The 15,597-nt window shown below is 59.9% G+C and carries 13 protein-coding genes; 9 read left to right on the top strand and 4 right to left on the bottom strand.

All coding sequences use genetic code 11. The annotated features are described in order from the left end of the window. Nucleotides 1–62: 62 nt before the first annotated feature. Nucleotides 63–911, bottom strand: a complete 849-nt coding sequence (locus SYN63AY4M2_RS11200) for a M28 family peptidase (protein WP_099887382.1) — start codon at nt 909–911, stop codon at nt 63–65. Continuing rightward, entirely contained in the window at nt 908–1,690 is a 783-nt protein-coding gene (locus SYN63AY4M2_RS11195) for an HAD family hydrolase (RefSeq protein ID WP_346426056.1), read from the bottom strand. The genes SYN63AY4M2_RS11200 and SYN63AY4M2_RS11195 overlap by 4 nt, the downstream gene beginning before the upstream one ends. Before the next feature lie 138 nt (nt 1,691–1,828). Between SYN63AY4M2_RS11195 and lpdA the strand changes: the two genes are divergently transcribed. After that, nucleotides 1,829–3,211, top strand: a complete 1,383-nt coding sequence (lpdA, locus tag SYN63AY4M2_RS11190; RefSeq protein WP_099887381.1) for a dihydrolipoyl dehydrogenase — start codon at nt 1,829–1,831, stop codon at nt 3,209–3,211. Nucleotides 3,212–3,310: 99 nt separating this feature from the next. Then, the gene (locus SYN63AY4M2_RS11185; protein WP_240527345.1) at nt 3,311–4,618 is read left to right on the top strand and encodes a class I SAM-dependent methyltransferase; all 1,308 of its coding nucleotides are present in this window, start codon (nt 3,311–3,313) and stop codon (nt 4,616–4,618) included. A gap of 38 nt (nt 4,619–4,656) precedes the next feature. Here SYN63AY4M2_RS11185 and SYN63AY4M2_RS11180 read toward each other — a convergent pair whose 3' ends face one another. Both SYN63AY4M2_RS11180 and glgB read right to left on the bottom strand, forming a co-directional pair. Next, nucleotides 4,657–6,048 carry a TldD/PmbA family protein gene (locus SYN63AY4M2_RS11180; RefSeq protein WP_099887380.1) on the bottom strand — a complete coding sequence of 464 codons (1,392 nt, stop codon included), beginning with the start codon at nt 6,046–6,048 and terminating at the stop codon, nt 4,657–4,659. A 24-nt stretch (nt 6,049–6,072) separates the two neighbouring features. After that, nucleotides 6,073–8,385, bottom strand: a complete 2,313-nt coding sequence (glgB, locus tag SYN63AY4M2_RS11175; RefSeq protein WP_099887379.1) for a 1,4-alpha-glucan branching protein GlgB — start codon at nt 8,383–8,385, stop codon at nt 6,073–6,075. Between the two features lie 200 nt (nt 8,386–8,585). Here glgB and tatA point away from each other — a divergent pair, with 200 nt between their 5' ends. From tatA to SYN63AY4M2_RS11140, 7 genes are all read left to right on the top strand, one after another. Beyond that, nucleotides 8,586–8,864, top strand: coding sequence for a twin-arginine translocase TatA/TatE family subunit (gene tatA / locus SYN63AY4M2_RS11170; protein ID WP_011430879.1), 279 nt, complete (start codon nt 8,586–8,588; stop codon nt 8,862–8,864). 238 nt (nt 8,865–9,102) lie between these two features. Next, nucleotides 9,103–9,936 carry an anti-sigma factor gene (locus tag SYN63AY4M2_RS11165; RefSeq protein ID WP_011430880.1) on the top strand — a complete coding sequence of 278 codons (834 nt, stop codon included), beginning with the start codon at nt 9,103–9,105 and terminating at the stop codon, nt 9,934–9,936. A gap of 193 nt (nt 9,937–10,129) precedes the next feature. Continuing rightward, on the top strand, nt 10,130–10,990 hold the full coding sequence (locus tag SYN63AY4M2_RS11160; RefSeq protein WP_228375270.1) for a bestrophin family ion channel: 861 nt from the start codon (nt 10,130–10,132) through the stop codon (nt 10,988–10,990). 270 nt (nt 10,991–11,260) lie between these two features. Beyond that, complete coding sequence (locus SYN63AY4M2_RS11155; RefSeq protein ID WP_011430883.1) at nt 11,261–11,626, top strand: NAD(P)H-quinone oxidoreductase subunit M; 366 nt, start codon at nt 11,261–11,263, stop codon at nt 11,624–11,626. 74 nt (nt 11,627–11,700) lie between these two features. Beyond that, on the top strand, nt 11,701–12,153 hold the full coding sequence (locus SYN63AY4M2_RS11150) for a DUF2996 domain-containing protein (RefSeq protein WP_099813003.1): 453 nt from the start codon (nt 11,701–11,703) through the stop codon (nt 12,151–12,153). Nucleotides 12,154–12,350: 197 nt separating this feature from the next. Beyond that, nucleotides 12,351–13,826 (top strand): glycogen synthase GlgA, encoded by a 1,476-nt coding sequence (glgA, locus tag SYN63AY4M2_RS11145; RefSeq protein WP_011430885.1) that lies wholly within the window; start codon nt 12,351–12,353, stop codon nt 13,824–13,826. A 152-nt stretch (nt 13,827–13,978) separates the two neighbouring features. After that, a complete protein-coding gene (locus tag SYN63AY4M2_RS11140; RefSeq protein WP_011430886.1) occupies nt 13,979–15,586 on the top strand; it encodes a 1,4-alpha-glucan branching protein domain-containing protein in 1,608 nt (535 codons plus the stop codon). Nucleotides 15,587–15,597 lie beyond the last annotated feature (11 nt).

Here is a 15,597-nt window from a genome sequence, read left to right as displayed (position 1 = left end):
CCCTCACCCCCAGCCCCTCTCCCAGAGGGAGAGGGGAGTTGGGAATCGAGGGATCTCACGGCCTAGAGGGATCCAAGACCCTGCCTCAAGCCGCGGCAGACCCCACTCAAAAAGGCAAGATCTAGGGTCTCGAGGGTGTCGCTCAGCTTGTGGTAGTGGGGGTTGCGCAAAAAGGCGGTGTCGGTCACCATAGCCGCAGGGTAGCCCGCATCCCAAAAGGGGGAGTGGTCGCTGAGGCGGGTAACCGGCAGGAACAAACCCCGCTGGCCGGCTGGCAGCCAGCAACACGGGATCCCCACCTGCTGAAAACTGCGCTGCAGCCTAAGCAGATCCCCCAGGGCGGGCCAGTTGCCAATGAGACCGATGTAATCTCCCCGGTCGGGGTAGAGCCGCTCCAGGCTGGCGGGGTAGCGCTGGGATCCGGGGGTGGGATCCCGGTAGCCCAGCATCTCCAGAGAGAGCATCAGCCGCAGGGGTTGGCGCTGTTGTCTGAGAAAGCGGGCGTAGGCTTTGCTCCCTAGCAGGCCCCGCTCTTCTAGGTCGAAGGCCACTAGCCACAGGGGGGAAGGGGCGGGCTCGGCGGCAAAATGGCGGGCCAACTCCAGCAACACCGCCACGCCGCTGGCGTTGTCGTCGGCGCCGGGGGTAGCAGGCGCGGCGTCGAAGTGGGCCCCGATTAAAATGGGCCTGCGGCCAGGCTGGGATCCCGGCAATTTCAAGATCCAGTTGCGGTGCTGGCAGCCATTGGCCTCAAAGGGGAAGGGCTCCACCGGGCCGCACTCGGAAAGCTGTTTTTGGACATACTGCTCCACCTGCCGGTGGCCCAAAGGCGACCAGTCGGGATCGCGGGGCTGAGCTACTTGCTGCAGGTGCTCCCGGAGGCGCTGTTGCAGATTGGGCTCTCGGGTCACTTTTCTTGTCCGGCGAGGGCTTGAGCGTGGACTTGGCGAGCCAGCTCCAGAGTAAAGTGGCTGTGGGATCCCGCCCTTCCCGCCAACACCTGAAACGGCAGCCCAGGCTCCCCTAGGTGATCCAACACCAAAGCCGCTCCCGAAAAGTCTTGCTCCCGCGTATAGTTGTTTACTGTCACCACGGCTGGGACGCCCGCCTGCTGGGCCGAGCGCAGCCCGTTCTCCGAGTCCTCAAAGGCCAGGCACTCCTGGGGGCGCAGCCCCATCTGTTCCAGCGTGTAGCAGTAGATGTCGGGGGCTGGCTTTTTGGCGGGGACAATATCGCCGGCAGCGATCACCTCAAACCAGCTCAGGCTTTCTGGCAGGGTGTGCTCCAGAAGGGCCGTCACGTTTTCGGGCGTGGTGGTGGTGGCGATGGCCAGGCGGATCCCGGCGGCTCTGGCTTCCTGTAAGAGGCGCTTGACGCCGGGGCGCAAAGGGATCCCTCCTTGGGCCAACAGAGCTGTGTAGTGGCGGGTCTTGGCCTGGTGCAGCCGGGCTATTAGACTGGTCAGGTCTTCGCCGGCAGGCAGGGGCGGCTGGCAGGTCTGGACGAAGTGGCGAATGCGCTCTTTGCCGCCGGTGATGGCCAGGAGCTGGCCGTAGAGCTCCACCGACCAGTGCCAGTCCAACCCTGCCTCGGCAAAGGCGGCGTTGAAAGCCACGCGGTGCCCATCCCGCTCCGTATCCGCCAGCGTGCCATCCACATCAAAAATGAACGCCTGCAGTTCCATGCGCATCCCCCGTTCCCACCCCGCCAGCCTCTTGTCAACTGGGCAAGCGACCCTATGCTACCTCATGGTTTGGATGCTCTCAGCCAGGTTCCTGGGAAGGCCAACAAGATGAGAAAATGAGGCACCGGTTATCCAAGTCTCGCCATGAGCTTTGATTTTGACTTGATCATCATCGGTGCTGGCGTCGGCGGCCATGGCGCGGCGCTGCATGCCGTCGAATCCGGCCTCAAAACCGCCATCGTCGAAGGTGCGGAAATGGGCGGCACCTGTATCAACCGCGGCTGCATCCCCTCCAAAGCTCTCCTGGCCGCCTCCGGACGCCTGCGGGAACTGCAACACACCCCTGAGCTGGGCATCCAAGTGGGATCCGTCCAGGCCGACCGAGGAGCCATTGCTGCCCATGCTGCCCAGGTGGTGGAGAAGATCCGCACCGACATGACCCGCTCCCTAGAGAAGCTGGGGGTAACAATCCTGCGGGGGCGGGGCGGGCTGGCGGGGCCACAAACGGTCGAAGTCCAGGAAGAGAAGGGATCCCAGACCTACACGGCGCGGGATGTGATCCTGGCCACGGGTTCTCGACCCTTTGTGCCGCCGGGGATCCAGGTGGATGGCCGCACCGTGTTTACCAGCGACGAGGCGGTGCGGTTGGAGTGGATCCCGGAGCGGCTGGCCATCATCGGCAGCGGCTACATCGGCCAGGAATTTGCCGACGTCTACACGGCGCTGGGATCCCAAGTTATTCTCATCGAGGCGCTGGAGACCCTGATGCCGGCCTTTGACCCCGACATTGCCCGCCTGGCCCAGCGGGTGCTGATTAAACCCCGCCAGATCCAGACCTATGTGGGCGTGCTGGCCAAGCAGGTGATCCCCGGCCAGCCGGTGACGATCCACCTCTCCAACGGGGAGACGCTGCAGGTGGATGGCTGCCTGGTGGCCGCTGGGCGGATCCCGGTCTCAGAAGGGCTGGGCCTGGCGGAGCTGGGGGTTGTTACGGACAAGCGCGGCTTTGTGCCGGTGGATAGCCGCATGGCCACCGAATTGCCCCACCTGTGGGCCATTGGGGATGTGACGGGCAAGATGATGCTGGCCCACGCGGCGGCAGCGCAGGGGCGGGTGGCGGTGGAAAACATCTGTGGCCGCCCTGCCTACATGGATTACCTGAGCATCCCGGCGGCGGTGTTCACCCATCCGGAGATGGGCTTTGTGGGGCTAACCGAGCCGCAGGCCAAAGCCGAGGGCTATAGCGTAGGCACGGTGCGCACCTACTTTGGCGGCAACTCCAAGGCCATTGCTGCTGGCGAGACTGAGGGCATGGTGAAGCTGGTCTTTGATAAAGAGACGGGCCTCTTGCTGGGATCCCACATTTTTGGGCCGCATGCCGCCGATCTCATCCACGAGGCAGCCCAGGCCATCGCCCGCCGCGCCACGGTGCGAGAACTGGCCGGCTTGGTGCACGTTCACCCCACCTTGGCAGAGACGCTGGAGGAGGCCTACCGGCGAGCTGCCCACAGTTTGACGGCGGCCTAGCCCTGCCCTGCTGCCGACCGACACGGGCCGACTTGACGGCCAAAACCGGTCTAAGAATCTACAAAGACTCTTAGGATAGGGGGGAAGAGGTGGGAGGACGTGCCTTTGGCAAGCGAAGCGGAGATCACCCAGGCAGTGCAGGCCCAGTACGAGGCGTTTCCCTACCCGCCTGTGCCTTACGACCAACCCTTTGAGGGCTTCTCCAGCCTGGGCAGCTATACGTTGGCCCAATATGCCCGCACCCGCACCTTACAAGAGCCGACGGGCGCCAGGTTTTTGGTGGCCGGGTGTGGCACCGGCTGGGAGGTGCACGGCATTGCCGCCAGCAACCCCGGCTATGGCGCCGTGGTCGGGATCGACCTCAGTCGCCCGGCCCTAGAGATTGCCCAGAAGCGGATCAAGTACCACGGCCTGCGCAACTGCTCGGTGCACTACGGCGATCTCATGGATCCCTCCACCTGGCCGGAGGGAAGCTTCGACATGATCAGCTCCTATGGGGTAATTCACCACACCGCCGATCCGGTCAAGGCTTTGCAGAACCTGGCCTCGCGCCTGGCCCCTGACGGGGTAATGGCCCTGATGCTCTACAACCGTTCTGGTCGTTGGCACCTCTACCGCATTCGCCGCGCTCTGGAGCTGCTGGGGATTACCCCACCGGCCACGCCGGAAAAGATCGAATTTGTGCGGCAATTATTAAAGGCAGCCCATCCCAATTCCCTGCTGGCCCGGCACGCCAAGGCCCACGAAGAGTACTACTTACCAGATGAAAACATCGTCGATAACTTCTTCCACGCCAACGACATCCCCTTTGACATTGGCGAGATCCCCGACCTGGTGGCCCAGGCGGGACTGGAGTTTATCGATGTCGCCCCCTACTTGGACTATTGGAACGCCAGGCCCTTGATTGCCGCCACCCACCCGGAGTTCCACCGCCGCTACGAGGCCCTTGCCCGCATTGACCAACTGCGGGTCATCGAGTACCTGGAGCCCCTCTACCACACGCAAAATCTCTTTTGGTGCTGCCACCAGGGCAAAAAGTTGGCCCATTGGGATCCCTTTACTCCCGAGTTTTTCCAAAGCTCCCGTTGGCAGCTCAACCCCCTCTTTCTCCAGTACGGCAAGGTGCGCTACTGGGATCAAAAGATCCCCTTTTCGGATCTGCTGGGCAAAGTGGATCCGGCCCAGATCGTGACCCAAAAGATGGACATCTTCTGGCCCATCGCCCGCATCCCGGGCAAGATGATCGCTTCTAGCCGCTACCAGGTGGTGGAGCTGCTGCTGCCATTGGCCAAGCAAGCTCGTTCCGGCGCCGAGATCTTGGCCGACCATCGCGAGAGAGCCGGCCACGTCCTCCGCCTCTTCCAGCAGTGGGAAGCCGACCGCCTGGTTCTAAGAGTTGCTCCCTAACTCCCCTCTCCCTTTGGGAGAGGGGCTGGGGGTGAGGGCTAAGCAGGCTGTCGGCCCCCCACAATGGCACGGCAGCGAATGTAGGGCCCTCCGGCGTCTACCTTGGCCGGCTGACCCTTGCCGCAGTGGCCGGATCCCAAGTCCCACCGGAAATCCCGCGACACGGCATCCACCGACTGCAACACCTCAAAGGCATTGCCAGTGATGGTGACTCCCCGCAATAGCTCCGCCAGCTTGCCATTGCGAATGCGGTAGGCCCGCTCCACGCCAAACATGAACTCACCGGTGGAGTCGGCTTGCCCGTTCCTGGCCCCATCCAGGAAGTAGCCGTCGGGAGTGCTGGCGATGATCTCCTCCAATGTCTGGGATCCCGGCTCGAGATAGGTGTTGCGCATGCGGATGAGTGGCTCGTCGGCGTACTCCCAGGCGCGGGCATTGCCGGTGGGCTCGACGCCGAAGTGGGCAGCCGTTTCGCGGTTGTGCAGGTAGCTCACCAGGATGCCGTTCTGGATGATGGTAGTGGTTTGAGTGGGAACACCTTCATCGTCCACGGGCAGCGTTCCCCCTGCCCCCGGCATCAATTCAGAACGGCCAGAGTCCTTGAGAGTAACCAGTTCGCTGGCCACCCGCTGCCCCAGCTTGCCGGCTGCCACCGAGCCGGCCAAGACAAAATCCGCCTCGACCGTGTGGCCAATGGCCTCGTGCACCAGCAGCCCCACGATGGAAGGGGACAAGATGACCGTGGCCCATCCCCCCTCAGCATAGCCTGCAGAGAGGAGATCGACGGCTGTGGCAGCCGCCTTCTCCGCCATCTGCAAGGGATCCGCCCGAAAAAGGCAATTCCACCCCCCCGTCACGCCAATGGACTCAGTACCGCTGCTTAGTTGGCCATCCGCCTCGGCCACCGCCTGGATCCGCAGCTCAGGGCGCACCAGCCGGAAGGCCACATCCGCCCCATCCGTAGTAACAATGGCTTTTTCCTCGTAGATCTCGTTGTAAGTGCAACTGGCGGAGGTGATGCGGGCGGAAGACTTGCGCGCCTGGGCTTCTGTTTCCAGAGCCAACTGGATCTTGGCCTCCAGGGGTTTGTTGACCACCTCCTCCACGCCGGGCTCGCAGAACTCCCCCTGGGCCAGGGATACGCTGGGCAAAGCCTTCAGCTTCTGCCTGCGGCAGTCGGCGCTGGCGCGGGCCGCTTGCTGAGCTTCGGCAATGGCCTTGCGAATGGCTGCGGGTGAGAGATCCCCGGTGGCGGCAAAGCCCCAGGTGCCGGCTTCTAGCACCCGCACCCCCACACCTGAGCGCCGTCGAACCGCTGTGCGCTCAATGCGCCCCTTTTCCGCCGTGACACTGCGAAAGACTTTGCTGTGGTAGCGCAGTTCCACAAAGCCAGAATAGTCTCGAAGGATGTCGCGCAGCAGATCTCGCATGGCAATGAGGCGGGAAGGCCGTACTCACTCCAGCATAGCTTTGTTTTCGCCTGAATCCTCCGCCAGCTGGGGCGGCTGCCACTTCAGCACCAAGGTTGAAAGAGGGGGCAGGCAGAGCTCAAGCGAGTAGGGCAGGTTGTGGTAGGGCCAGTCATCCGTCCACTTGCCCCCTAGGTTGCCAACCCCGCTGCCCCAGAACTCTACCGCGTCGCTGTTGAGCAGTTCCCGGTAAAACCCTCGCTGCGGCACGCCAATGCGGTAATTCGGCCAAACCACCGGCGTAAAGTTACAGACTACCACTAGCCACTCCCTGGGATCCTCCCCATATCGGATAAAGGAGATAATGCCCCGATGGTCGCTGCAGTCAATCCAGCGGAAGCCTTCTGGCTTGGTGTCTTGAGTGTGGAGAGCTGGCTGCGAGCGCAATAGATGGTTGAGGGTGGCTACGTAGTGGCGCAGTTTAGCGTGGGGCTCATACTGCAGCAGCTCCCAGTCTAGATCTGCCCAAACATTCCACTCGTTCCACTGGCCAAACTCCATGCTCATGAACAAAGTTTTCTTGCCGGGGTGGGTGAACATGTAGCCGTAGAGGGCCCGCAAACTGGCGAACTTGTGCCACAGATCCCCCGGCATTTTGCCCAACATGTGGCTTTTGCCGTGCACTACCTCATCGTGGGAAAAAGCCAGCATGTAATTTTCACTGAAGGCATACATGAGGCTGAAAGTCACTAGGTTGTGATGGAACTGGCGGAACCAGGGATCCATGCGAAAATAATTCAGCATGTCGTGCATCCAGCCCATGTTCCACTTGAGGTTAAAGCCCAGACCACCCACATGGGTTGGCCAGGTTACCATTGGCCAGGCAGTGGATTCCTCGGCAATGGAAAGAACGCCAGGGTAGTACTTGAAAATAAGGGTGTTGAGCTGGCGAAAAAAGTCGATGGCCTCCAGGTGTTCTCGCCCGCCGTAGCAGTTGGGGATCCATTCTTTGCGGTCGTAGTCCAGATAGAGCATTGAGGCCACCGCATCCACCCGAAGGCCGTCGATGTGGTATTTGTCAAACCAAAAGAGGGCATTGGCTATTAGATAGTTGCGCACCTCGTTGCGGCCGTAGTTGAAAACCAAAGTGCCCCAGCCCTTGTGCTCGCCCTTGCGGGGGTCGGCATATTCGTAGAGGTGGGTACCGTCAAAAAAGGCCAGCCCATGCCCATCTTTGGGGAAATGCCCCGGCACCCAATCGACAATGACGCCGATCCCTTCCTGGTGGGCGCGATCGACAAAGTACATGAAGTCTTGGGGCGAGCCGTAGCGGGAGGTTACCGCGTAGTAGCCAATAACCTGGTAGCCCCAGGAGCCGTCGAAGGGGTGCTCGGCCACGGGTAAGAGCTCGATGTGGGTAAAGCCCAGCTCCTTGACATAGGGGATCAATTTGTCCGCCAGCTCCCGGTAGGTAAGAAAGCGGGTGTTGGGCTTTTGCTCCACCGGCACCAGGTGCCCATCAGCGGGGGGGTCTTCCGTGGAAGCGTGCATCCAGGATCCCAAATGCACCTCGTACACCGAGATGGGCGAGCGCAGGGGGTCGGTGGCAGCCCGCTTTTCCAGCCACTCCTGGTCGTGCCAGGTATAGGTGTGGAGGTCGGCTACAATTGAGCCGGTTTTGGGTCGCACCTCCTGCTGAAAGCCATAGGGATCTGACTTTTCGTAGATATCCCCCCAGGCAGTTTTCACCTCGTACTTGTAGACGGCTCCTGGCCCAACACCAGGGATGAACACCGCCCAGATGCCGCTTTCGCCCAGCCGCTTCATCTGGTGTTGGCGGCCATCCCAGTGGTTGAAGTCGCCAATGACACTGACATTGCGGGCGTTGGGAGCCCAGACGGCAAAGTGGACTCCCTGAACCCCATCTACGCTGATGGGATGAGCGCCCAACTTCTCGTAGATGCGGTGGTGGTTGCCCTCGTTGAAGAGGTAGCGATCCAGCTCGCCGATGTGGTTGACCTTCTCCAGGGGAAAGCGATAGGGATCCTCCCACTCTTCCAAGTGCTGGCCCTCCGGATCCCAGACCCGCTGCGCCCGCAGAAAGTAGTCTGGAACCGGCGTGCCAGGCGCAAAGCACAGCTCAAACAACGTTTCTGGATGCAGCGGCTGCATGGGGTAGGCCTGCCCAGTGGCGCGTTCTACCAACCAAACCTGTTTGGCATTGGGCACCAGGGCCCGCACCAGCCAGAAGGACGTCTCCCCCTGCTCTATCTGCTGCGGCCCCAAAACAGCATAGGGATCCTGCCACTGGTTGGTGACGAACTGAAGCACTTGTTCGGCAGACAGGAGAAAGCCCATCGGCAAGCTTCAACAAAGCAACAATCTCAGTCTAGCGGTCGTCGGCTGCCGCTTTTGGCAGCTCATGGATTCCAGAGCCATGGCAGTAGCAGCCAAACCTTTCTGCCCCCGGGAAAACCTGCTAGAGTTGGGAGGGGATAATTCCCCTCCTTGCCAGCGAGGTTGGTTGGCTTGTTCTATTTTTGGGGTTTTGGGGACTTATGGCTATCCTGCTGTCGAGCGAACCTATCCTGGCCGTGAGCATCTTCGGCATGGGCCTGCCAGAGCTGGCCGTGATTGGGATAATTGCAGTGGTCGTGTTCGGCCCCAAGAAGCTGCCGGAGTTGGGCAGCGCCTTCGGCAAAGCGTTGCGCAGCTTCAAGCAAGAGATGAACAACCCCAGCAGCGATGACGAGCCCACCGCCGGTGCCGATCGCGTCAGCGGGACGGAGTCCCTGAAGGTAGAAGCGGAGAAGGTGGTCGAGAAAGATGCCGCCTGAGGGCATCTGCACTGAAAAAATGGTGTCTTGGGTCGGCTCCTCGTTTTGTAGGAGATAGGTGCGAGTAAAAGCGGATACCGCAAGTTGCACGGCCGGCATCTGCACCAGCCGCAACAAAATGAAGTCGGCTTGCCGGTGAGCTGGATCCAGGGCTGATGTATATTTTTGAAAAAGCTACCGGCCTGGCGCTACCGCTTGACCCAAAGCCGGGCTGGACAGGCGCAGCAGATGGGGGGCTATGGCGGAGCCGACCGATTTCGAGCTGATGCGCCAGATCCAACTGCGGGATCGCCGCAGCCACTTTTTACTTAAGGATCGCTACCAAAAGCGCCTGCTGGAGATCGCGCTGTCCACTCTCAAGCAGCCTCACCAGGCCGAAGAGGTGGTGCGCCAGGTGTTTGAGTTCTGCTGGAAACATGCGGAGGCCTTTGACCTGCAGCGGGATCGCTCGGTGGCCCTGTGGCTTTACGAGTTGACGGCCTTTCAAGCCCAAGAACGCTTGCGGCGCTGGAGCTGGTTGCCCGCCCCTGCCTCCATCCGGGTCGCACCTCCTTGGTGGCCGCGGCGCCTCCTCTGGGGCAGCTTAGTAGGGTTAGGGATCTACGCAGTGGCCATAACAGCGGCCTACTGGCGGCTGCGCTGGCAGGGGGAGTCGGTAGCCATTCAACGGCTCTATCAGGAGTGGCAACGACAACCGCAGGTACGGCGAACCCTTCTGCGCGACCCCAGCTTCCGCAACCCCCTGTTGGTACAAGCTCTCTGGTCGCCCCGCGCCAAGCAGGTGTTGCTCTTGGCTTCAGAAATGCCCCCTGCCCCCCCGGGAACCACCTACCAACTGTGGCTGGAGTCGGCTGGGCAGCGCCTGGAAAGCGCCGGCACCTTCACCGTCAACGCCGAGGGATCCCTGCAATGGCTCAGCCAGCCCACCCATTCACAGCAGCCGACCCGCCTTTGGATTACCCTCGAACCGGCAGGCGGGAGCGAATCCCCCACTGGCGCCCCTCTGCTGCAGAGCAACTTCTGGATCCCTGCCTCTCAACCTGAGGAGAGCAAAGAGAACCTCTTAAACTAGCTTGAAATGACTCCTGAGACCCTGGAAGTTGCCCCGTCAGGTCAAGGGATTCATCCCCCCGTATACGGCGGGGAAGAGGGGGGCCTGCGCCGCCAAGGTTTCGGTCAACAACCGTTGCCATGACGGTAGTAGGATCAGGGGGCAGGCTTGCCGACGCCACACCAGGATTCGCCAGTATCTATCGGGAAATGGGTTGCGTTGGTTTCGCTTGGCCCTGCAGTTGCACGGATCGGTTGTGCCGGCAGTGCTGCCTCGCACCCTCATCTGTGGTCTCCTGGGAGTGCTGGTTTCCGTTCTCTACAAGCTGGGGTTGCCCATAGCGCTGTCCTCGTTGGTGGCGTTCGTGCCCAACATCGTTTTTGGCTTGATGCTGGTGTTTCGGACAAACACTGCCTACGAGCGGTTTTGGGAGGGGCGAAAAGCTTGGGGATGCGGGGTGAGCAACGTGCGCAACTTAGCCCGCTTGATTTGGGTAGCCATTGAAGAGAAGCAGCCAGACGATCGGGAAGAAAAAATCAAAATCCTCTATCTCCTGCCTGCTTTTGCCATCGCCATGAAGCAACATCTGCGCCAAGAATTTTTGCCAGATGAGCTTCAGACCCTCCTCAGCCCAGAGCAGTTGCAACGTCTTAAAAACCTCAACCATCCCTCCTTGCAAATTGCCTTTTGGATTGGAGACTACCTACAGCGCCAATACCAAAAAGGCCGCGTTGAAGTCTATCAGCTAACGATCATGGTGGAGCGGCTCAATAACATGGTCGATGTCCTGGGCGCCTGCGAGCGCATTCTCATGACCCCAACGCCCATGGCCTACGCCTTACATTTGAAGCAGTTGTTGCTGCTGTATTGTTTGTCTTTGCCTTTTCAGATGGTGGAGGGATTGGGCTGGATGACCGGCCCCATTGTCGGGCTGCTGGCCTTTATGCTGTTTGGCGTCGAGGAGATCGGCATTGAAATTGAGAACCCCTTTGGACGGGATCCGAACGACCTGCCCCTTGATGTGATTTGCAGTAGGATGAAGCAGAATATCGCTGATTTGATCCAGTCTGCCTAGAACAACCATGGGTTATCTCATAAACAAGCTTAGGTTTCCCTGGGGAAGGTAGTCCGGCTTTTTAAATTTTTCCAGTAACACCGGCTACGCAGCCGACAGCCGTACTTTTAGGCTTCTTCTGTGCCAGAGGGATCCCGCTTCTCCCCAGAATTGTTGGGTGGGGAGATTGGCCTGGGCAACTTTCTGGGATCTGGACGACAAGGGATCCCACCTCGGCGCCAGGAATGATACCTTGAACAAAGGCGTAGGATCTCGACCGGAGCGACAGCCATGCTGAAATGCACCACCCGCCACGTTCACATCTTTGCTGGCGAGGTGACCGCCGATAACCACTTTGTGCCTCGCGACGATCTGCTCACCCTCGATGTGGATCCCGACAACGAGCTGGTCTGGAACGATGCCGCCTTGCAGAAGGTCTATGCTCGTTTTGAGGAATTGGTAGAAGAGTACAGGGGCCGGGATCTGACTGAGTACAACCTGCGGCGCATCGGCTCTGACCTGGAACACTTCATTCGCTCTCTCCTCAAGCAAGGGGAAATTGCCTACAACCTGCAGGGGCGTACCCCCAACTACAGCATGGGCTTCCCCCAGATCCCTGCTGAAGAAATTGTCGGCCAGTACATCCCCAAAGGTTAGCCTCTCTTCCATCCCTGACTCTGGGCCTGCCAGCCCGCACGCCAATCGTTGACCTGTTATCGGAGTATCAGCCCATGTCTGGAGAACCTACCCCCGCCCAGGAAACCGCTGTCGAAAAGCCGGCCCGGGTTGAGGCCGCCAACCCTGCTCCCAAGGAGACTGACACTGCCCAAGCCTCGCCCAAAGCCGCAGCAAAAAAACCAGCCAAGGAAGAGAAGCCTTTCGAGCAACTCATTGCAGAAGATGTGATCCCGGCAACCATCGCCGCTTTTCAGAAACGCGGCGTCACCGATCTGCAACTGCGGCTGGAGGGCAAGACGCTGATTGGCTCGTTTGCCGGCGGCAAAAAGCAGTTTAGCGTCCTCTTTGCCGAGGGATCCCTCAATGGGCCCAAGTTCTTCCGCTGCGCTATTGAAGGATCCCCGGCCAGCACCATTGAGTCTTTTATGATCGACGAGCGTCGCGTCGATGTGCCCCTGTTCGTGTTCTATCTGGTGCAGCGCCTCTATGCCCAGCAGTGGTATTGAGCGATCCCAGGCAGATGCCTGAGCCGCCAGCCAAACCCGTAGGCAGCGCAGCCAGAGATTGAGCTAGCCACCTGTTAGGCAAGGAAGGGATCCCCGGACAGGGATCCCTTTTCGCTGAGGCGGGGGATGGGCTGTAGAAGCCAAAAGAGATTATCTTTTGTGAAGAAAAGTAAGGCGGTGCTACGGGAGAGCGCGAAATGTACATCGTGCAGATTGCGTCGGAATGTGCCCCGGTCATCAAGGCGGGGGGGCTGGGGGATGTGGTGTACGGCCTCAGCCGAGAGCTGGAAGTGCGGGGCCACTGTGTCGAGCTGGTTTTGCCCAAGTACGACACCATGCGCTACGACCAGATCTGGGGCTTGCACGACGCCTATCGCGACCTCTGGGTGCCCTGGTATGGGGGAGCTATTCACTGCTCGGTGTACTGCGGCTGGGTACATGGCCGCCTTTGCTTTTTTATTGAGCCCCACTCCGGCGACAACTTTTTTAATCGTGGCTGCTACTACGGCTGCCCGGACGACAACATGCGCTTTGCTTTTTTCAGCAAGGCGGCTCTGGAGTTTCTTCTCAAAAGCAATAAGCGCCCCGATATCATTCATTGTCACGATTGGCAGACAGGATTGGTGCCGGTGCTGCTCTTTGAGATTTACAAGTACCACGGCATGGAAAACCAGCGGGTATGCTACACCATCCACAACTTTAAACACCAAGGCTTTGGCGGCCCGGAAATCCTCTGGGCCACCGGCCTCAACCGGGAGCCCTATTACTTTCATTACGACCGCCTGCGAGATAACTTTAACCCCTTTGCCCTCAACTTTATGAAGGGCGGGATCGTCTTTTCCAACTTCGTGACCACCGTTTCCCCCACCCATGCCCTGGAAGCGCGATTTGGTAATTACAACTATGGACTGGGACACACTCTTTACTTGCACCAGCACAAGTTTCGCGGCGTCTTGAATGGCATCGACTACGATATTTGGAACCCTGAGATCGATCGCTTTATTCCTTTTCACTACACGGCGCAAACTTTGGAAAACAAGGCCAAAAACAAAAAAGCACTGCGGGATCAGCTATGGCTACAAGATGTTGATAAGCCCATTGTGGCCTATATTGGGCGGCTGGACGAGCAAAAAGGCGTGCATCTGGTGCATCATGCCATCTACCGCTCCCTGTTTAAAAATGCCCAATTCGTGCTGCTGGGATCCGCCACGGAGCCGGGGATCGGCGCCTGGTTTGCCCATGAGAAACGCTACCTCAACGACAACCCCGATGTTCACATCGAGCTGGGCTTCAACGAAGAACTTTCCCACCTCATCTATGCGGGGGCAGACATCCTTGTGGTGCCCAGCCACTACGAGCCCTGCGGCCTTACCCAGATGATCGGCCTCAAGTACGGCACGGTTCCGGTGGTGAGGGGCGTGGGCGGCCTGGTGGATACCGTTTTCGACCGCGATTACGACACTCGCAAATTGCCGGAGCAGCGCAATGGCTACGTGTTCTACCACACGGATCGCGCGGCTCTGGAGTCGGCGCTGGATCGGGCCATCGACCTGTGGTACACCGCTCCCGACCAGTTTCGCCAACTGCAAGTCCAGGGCATGAGCTACGACTACTCCTGGAACTACCCCGGCAAAGAATACCTGGAGATCTACGAGTTCATTCGCCACCGCTGAGCGATCCCCAGCGATCCCAGCCCTTGACCACAAGGGGGAAATGCTGGACGATAGGTAGCAATGCCGCTCTTAACCTTCCCTACAGATTTATTGCCGGGGAAGGGGAGCTTGCTCGGTTATCTTCTCCTACCTGAGGATCCCTGGCCGCTATGATGGGCTATCTCGCCTTGGTACTCCACGCACACCTGCCCTTTGTGCGCCACCCTGAGCAGGACTTCGTGCTGGAAGAAGAATGGCTCTACGAAGCCATCACCGAGACCTATGTCCCGCTGCTGCACATGTTCGAGGGGCTGCGGCGAGATGGCATCGACTTTCGCTTCACCATGTCCCTGACGCCGCCCTTGGTGTCGATGCTGCGGGATCCCTTGCTGCAGGAGCGCTACGACCACTACCTAACCAAGTTGGAAGAGCTGGCCCAACTGGAATACGACAAGAACGCCACCAACGGCCACATTCGCTACCTGGCCGAGCACTACATCAAGCAATTTGCCATGGTGCGCGATCTCTGGGAGCGCTACGACCGGGATCTGGTGCGGGCCTTCAAACAGTTTCAAGACAGCGGCAACCTGGAGATCATTACCTGCGCGGCTACCCACGGCTACCTGCCCTTGATGCAGATGTACCCGCAGGCGGTATGGGCCCAACTTATCGTGGCCTGCGAGCACTACAACGAACACTTTGGCCAATGGCCAAGAGGGATCTGGCTGCCGGAGTGCGCCTACTACCAGGGGCTGGAGCGGATGATCGCCGATGCCGGCCTGCGCTACATGATCACCGACGCCCACGGTTTGCTCTATGCCAAGCCGCGGCCCCGCTACGGCATGTACGCCCCCATCTTCACCGAGACTGGCGTTGCCGTCTTCGGTCGGGATCACGAGTCTTCGCAGCAGGTGTGGTCAGCGGAGGTGGGCTACCCTGGGGATCCCGTCTATCGCGAGTTCTACAAAGACCTGGGGTACGAGGCCGACTACGAGTACATCAAGCCCTACATCATGCCCAACGGCCAGCGGAAAAACACCGGCATCAAGTACCACCGCATCACGGGGCGCAACCTCGATCTGGGACAGAAGCAACTTTACGATCCCTACTGGGCCAGGGAGAAGGCGGCAGAACATGCGGGCAACTTCATGTTCAACCGCCAGCGGCAGATCGAGTATTTGTACAGCGTCATGGGGCGTCCGCCGCTGGTGGTGGCCCCTTATGATGCCGAGCTGTTCGGCCATTGGTGGTATGAGGGCCCCTGGTTTTTGGATTTCCTCATTCGCAAGAGCTACTTCGACCAAAATACCTATCGCATGACTCACCTGGCGGAGTACTTGCGGGAGAACCCCACCCACCAGGTGTGCAAACCTGCCCAGTCCAGTTGGGGGGCGCGCGGCTTCCACGAGTACTGGCTCAACCCCACCAACGCCTGGATCTACCCCCACCTGCACAAGGCTACCGAGCGGATGATCGAGCTGAGCCGCCGCGAGCCTGCCGATGACCTGGAGTGGCGGGCCCTGAACCAGGCGGCGCGGGAATTGCTCCTGGCCCAATCTTCCGACTGGGCCTTCATCATGCGCACGGGGACGATGGTTCCCTATGCGGTACGCCGCACCAAATCCCACCTGCTGCGCTTCAATCACCTCTACGAGAAGATCCAAGCCGGCCAGTTTCGGCGAGAAAAAGCCACCCCTGAAGACGAGCAGTGGCTGGCCAAGGTGGAATACATGGACAACATCTTCCCCAACCTCAACTACCGTGTCTACCGGCCCCTCTGACCATTGGGTAA

It is taken from the genome of Synechococcus sp. 63AY4M2 (genome assembly GCF_002760475.1).
In the GTDB taxonomy this organism is placed as follows: Bacteria; Cyanobacteriota; Cyanobacteriia; order Thermostichales; family Thermostichaceae; genus Thermostichus.
This window is presented reverse-complemented; position numbering and strand designations above follow the sequence as displayed.

Excerpts from the sequence above, each read along its gene's own strand:
- SYN63AY4M2_RS11195 (WP_346426056.1), bottom strand. The coding sequence starts at position 1,690 with ATGCGCATGGAACTGCAGGCGTTCATTTTTGATGTGGATGGCACGCTG.
- lpdA (WP_099887381.1), top strand. The coding sequence starts at position 1,829 with ATGAGCTTTGATTTTGACTTGATCATCATCGGTGCTGGCGTCGGCGGC.
- SYN63AY4M2_RS11180 (WP_099887380.1), bottom strand. The coding sequence starts at position 6,048 with ATGCGAGATCTGCTGCGCGACATCCTTCGAGACTATTCTGGCTTTGTG.
- glgB (WP_099887379.1), bottom strand. The coding sequence starts at position 8,385 with ATGGGCTTTCTCCTGTCTGCCGAACAAGTGCTTCAGTTCGTCACCAAC.
- tatA (WP_011430879.1), top strand. The coding sequence starts at position 8,586 with ATGGCTATCCTGCTGTCGAGCGAACCTATCCTGGCCGTGAGCATCTTC.
- SYN63AY4M2_RS11165 (WP_011430880.1), top strand. The coding sequence starts at position 9,103 with ATGGCGGAGCCGACCGATTTCGAGCTGATGCGCCAGATCCAACTGCGG.
- SYN63AY4M2_RS11155 (WP_011430883.1), top strand. The coding sequence starts at position 11,261 with ATGCTGAAATGCACCACCCGCCACGTTCACATCTTTGCTGGCGAGGTG.
- SYN63AY4M2_RS11150 (WP_099813003.1), top strand. The coding sequence starts at position 11,701 with ATGTCTGGAGAACCTACCCCCGCCCAGGAAACCGCTGTCGAAAAGCCG.
- glgA (WP_011430885.1), top strand. The coding sequence starts at position 12,351 with ATGTACATCGTGCAGATTGCGTCGGAATGTGCCCCGGTCATCAAGGCG.
- SYN63AY4M2_RS11140 (WP_011430886.1), top strand. The coding sequence starts at position 13,979 with ATGGGCTATCTCGCCTTGGTACTCCACGCACACCTGCCCTTTGTGCGC.